Genomic DNA, 3,924 nt, shown 5'->3' with positions numbered 1-3,924 from the left:
CGAACCGTTTCCCGGCACCTGCTGCGTCGCCTTCGTAGCCTTCTTCGGCACCTTCTTCGTCGTAGCGGCATAGCCGGGGCCCGGTCGGCGCGTCTCATGGGGTACAGGGGCGGGACACGGGGTCCGCCAGGGAAGAGAAGGTGACGATGGATGCCGAAGGGCAGGAGAGTTTCCGGGAGTTCGTGGCCGGGCGGTCGTCGGCGCTGTTGAAGACGGCCGTACTGCTCAGCGGCGGGGACCGGCACGCCGCCGAGGATCTGCTGCAGAACGCGCTGATCAAGGCCGCCGGGCGCTGGCAGCGCATCGACGAGCCCGAGGCGTACGTCCGGCAGATCCTCTACCGGCAGCAGATCAGCCGCTGGCGGCTGAAGTGGCGGCGCCGCGAGCTGACCGTCGCCGAGCCGCCGGAACAGGACGCCGCCGCCGACGGGGCGCCCGGCGTGGAGCTGCGCCTGGTCATGCGCGGCGCGCTCGCCCGGCTCACCGCACGCCAGCGGACCGTACTCGTGCTCCGCTACTTCGAGGATCTGCCCGAGTCCGAGGTGGCCCGCATCCTGGGCTGCTCCGTCGGGACCGTACGGTCCACCACCCATCGCTCACTCGCCCGGCTGCGCGAACTCGCACCCGAGCTGGCCTCCCTCGGCCCCGCCGCGGCCGAGCAGGAGCCGTCCCGAGACTTCTCGCCTGTGGAGGTGCGTCCATGAACGTCGACGAACTGGTCCGGGATGCGCTGCGCGAACAGGCCGACGAGCAGACTTTGTTGGACGGCGGATTCGCCGACCGGGTACTGACCGTCCGGCGCCGCCGCCGGACCCGGAGGCTCGCCACCGTCGCCGCGGCCACCGCCGCCGTGGTCGCCGTCGCGGTGGCCGTACCGCTGCTGGAGTCCGGCAAGGACGAGGTGCGGTTCGCGACCGAGACGAACAGAAGCGACATCATCGCCCACCCCGACCAGTCGCCGCCGCGCGACATGATCGCCGCCGGGGACAAGGCACTGGCCGCTTACTACACCTGGGACACGGTCCTGACGAAGAAGAAGGGCACCGCCGTCCTGGAACGCATCTACCGCATCCTCGACCAGAAGACCGGCAAGTACGAGACGGACACCCGCTGGTCCATCGTCTCGATCGCCCCCGGTATGCGGACCGCCGCCGTCCTGGAGAAGGATCTGCCGGCCAAGCGGATCGGTCTGCTCGATCTGCGCACCGGCGAGGTGGAGCGCTGGATCGAGGTCGACCGGGGCGTCGCGGGCGTCGAGTTCTCGCCCGACGGCACCAAGCTCGTCGCCACCACCTACAGCGAGAACCCCGATCTGCTGACGAAGGTCGACTACGACGCCGACGGCGACGGCAAGAAGAACGACTACGAACGGAACTGGTTCGAGTCGCCCCGGACCGGCTTCTACATCGTGGACGTCGACTCCGGTGAGGCCGACTGGAGCGAGGTCGCCTTCGACAACAAGGACGGGGACCTCAACGTCCGCCAGGACTTCGCCTTCAGCGACGACGGCAAGCTCGTCTACTCCGGGCTGACCACGGAACCGCACGAGCAGTTCTACGACCTGGAGGGCAACGAGGTCCCCAAGCCGGCCAACGAGAAGTACCTGCACTGGATCGTGGAGGCCCGGCTCTCCCCGAACGGCAAGCTCGCCGCCGGTGACTTCGCGGGCGACGACAAGACCACCGCCTCCTGGATTCTCGACCCCCACACCGGTGAGAAGCTCTACAAGGTACGGGGCCAGCAACTGCTCACCTGGGTCGACGACAAGCGGCTCATCGCCTGGGACATCGCACCCGGCGACAACGAGTTCCACAACGCCCTCGTCCTCGTCACCATCGGCAGCGACAAGACGATCAAGCTCAGCGGCGCCCGCAAGCGCATCACCAGCAGGGCGTGGGGGGACTGGGTGCCGCTCTTCGCCACCCGCTGAGGGACCAGATCCCGTCGGTCCCGTCGGTCCGGTCGATCCGGTCGATCCGGTCAGATTCTGTCGATCAGCCGGAGACCGGTTCCTCAGCCGGAGACCAACTCCTCGTACGCCGCCAGCAGCCCGTCGGCCACCTCCCGGTCGGCGGGCCGCAGCGGCGCCCGGACCGGCCCGGAGGGCAGGCCCAGTCGGCCGAGCAGCGCCTTCGCCGTCACCGTGCCCGGCAGTCCGGAGGACATCATCAACTCGGTGAGCCGGATGGCCCGTCGCTGGAGCCGGGCGGCCTCGGCGGTGTCGCCCGCGTCGAACGCGTCGATGACGGAACGGAACTGACGGGGCACCACATTGGCGACCGTACCGATGTATCCCGCCCCGCCGATCGCGTACAGCGCCAGGACGTACTCGTCGCAGCCCGTGTAGTCCGCCAACTCCGTCTGCGCCAGCACCTTCTGGGTGCCGAGCAGGTCGTACGCGCAGTCCTTCACCGCCACGATCCGGGGGTGGGCCGCCAGCCGGATCATCGTCTCCGGCTCGATCCGGGTGCCGGTGCGGCCCGGGATGTCGTACAGGACGACGGGCAGCCCGCAGGCGTCGGCGAGTTCGCGGAAGTGGGCCTCGACCGCGTCCTGCGGGGGCCGGCTGTAGTACGGCGTGACCGCCAGCAGCCCGTCCGCGCCCGCCTTTTCGGCCGCCAGGGCCAGCTCCACGGTGTGCCGGGTGTCGGCGGTGCCCACGCCGGCCACGATCGTGGCCCGACCGCCCACCGCCGCCCGGACCGCCCGGATCAGCTCCGCCTTCTCCGCGTCCGTCGTCGTCGGCGACTCACCCGTCGTACCGGACAGCACCAGCCCGTCACATCCCTCCACCACCAGCCGGTCCGCGAGCCGCTGGGCGCCGTCGAGGTCCAGTTCACCGGTCTCGGTGAAGGGCGTGATCATCGCGCAGAGGGCACGGCCGAAGGGGGCGGGGCGTGGAGTCGTCATGGGGGTAGTCTCGGCGCGACGATTGTGAAGCTCCACTTAATTCTTCTACGGAGTATGAGGGAGATTTGCTACGAGAATGGGGGGAAGCGCTGTGCCGGGGTGCCACCGCAGGCGCTAGTGCCAACTCGGCCCTTCATGGGTCACCATGGCTAAGACGGTCATTGACGGCAGATCTACGACAGGTCCACGCAACAGGTCCATGCAACAGGTCCACGGCAGGTCACGGGAGGCGTCATGAAGCTCGGCAAGGCACTGGCCAAGGGGGTCGCCGAGGAGCGGCCCGAGTCGTACGAGTCCGGCGAGCCGGTCGACGGCGAGCGGGAACTCGGCGTGGAGATCCAGGAGACGGCGACGGCCGCGGCCGAAGAGGTTCCGGTCGCGCGATGAGGCTGCGGCTCCCCGAGGAACGACCGACGGAGCCGCCGACCGGATACAAGATCGCCCACCCGGTGCTGTCCCAGGACGGCACCCGGGCCGGGTTCACCGGTGTGTCGTTGGGCGGCGCGCTGCCCTACGGGGTCCTCGACGAGGCCCGCTGCGTCTACGGACGCAGACATCGGGCACCGGCCCGCCTGTGCGACTGCGGCTTCCACTGCGTCCACGACCGCACGGCGGCCGAGGCCCTGCTGTGCACCGCCGAGCACCGGACGGCCCTGCTGCTGGAGGTCTCCGTCCTCGGCGCCTACATCCGCTTCGAACACGGCTTCCGGTACGCCCGGCAGCGGGTACGCGCCGCCACCGTCGGCCCCTGCGCGTGCGGCGCCCGGCCCGTCGCCCTCGCCGACGCCGGCTGGGGCCGCCCGGGCTGGCTCGCCCTGGCCCCTTCCTGTGCCGGATGCCTGCGGGGCCGTACGTCCGTGTCGCCCGACTCCTTCGCCAAGCTCGCGGGAGAGGGGCTGAGGATGCGGACGGCCGCCGGGGGCGGTGTGGGCGAGGGGGCGGTCGGGCCCGGGGGACCGCCGGGGTCGCCCGGCGATCTCGGCGTGCCCGAGCTCGTCGCCGAGGCGGCGCTGC

At 70.6% G+C, this 3,924-nt stretch carries 5 protein-coding genes; 4 read left to right on the top strand and 1 reads right to left on the bottom strand.

Features of this window, described 5'->3' with window-relative positions; translation table 11 throughout:
• Window positions 1-146: 146 nt before the first annotated feature.
• Window positions 147-704 carry a SigE family RNA polymerase sigma factor gene (locus STRIP9103_RS33910; RefSeq protein WP_048821480.1) on the top strand — a complete coding sequence of 186 codons (558 nt, stop codon included), beginning with the start codon at window positions 147-149 and terminating at the stop codon, window positions 702-704.
• Entirely contained in the window at window positions 701-1,930 is a 1,230-nt protein-coding gene (locus STRIP9103_RS33905; protein WP_009328588.1) for a WD40 repeat domain-containing protein, read from the top strand. The genes STRIP9103_RS33910 and STRIP9103_RS33905 overlap by 4 nt, the downstream gene beginning before the upstream one ends.
• A gap of 83 nt (window positions 1,931-2,013) precedes the next feature.
• Here the strand turns inward: STRIP9103_RS33905 and dapA are convergent, their stop codons facing one another.
• Window positions 2,014-2,910, bottom strand: a complete 897-nt coding sequence (gene dapA / locus STRIP9103_RS33900; protein ID WP_009328589.1) for a 4-hydroxy-tetrahydrodipicolinate synthase — start codon at window positions 2,908-2,910, stop codon at window positions 2,014-2,016.
• Window positions 2,911-3,144: 234 nt separating this feature from the next.
• On the opposite strand from dapA, the gene STRIP9103_RS50920 reads away from it, so the two are divergent.
• Together STRIP9103_RS50920 and STRIP9103_RS33895 are read left to right on the top strand one after the other, a co-directional pair.
• Window positions 3,145-3,297, top strand: coding sequence for a hypothetical protein (locus STRIP9103_RS50920; RefSeq protein ID WP_181800580.1), 153 nt, complete (start codon window positions 3,145-3,147; stop codon window positions 3,295-3,297).
• A partial coding sequence (locus STRIP9103_RS33895) for a hypothetical protein (protein ID WP_048821479.1) occupies window positions 3,294-3,924 on the top strand: 631 nt, incomplete at its 3' end. The genes STRIP9103_RS50920 and STRIP9103_RS33895, both read left to right, overlap by 4 nt.

Source organism: Streptomyces ipomoeae 91-03 (assembly GCF_000317595.1).
Classification (GTDB): Bacteria; Actinomycetota; Actinomycetes; order Streptomycetales; family Streptomycetaceae; genus Streptomyces; species Streptomyces ipomoeae.
This window is presented reverse-complemented; position numbering and strand designations above follow the sequence as displayed.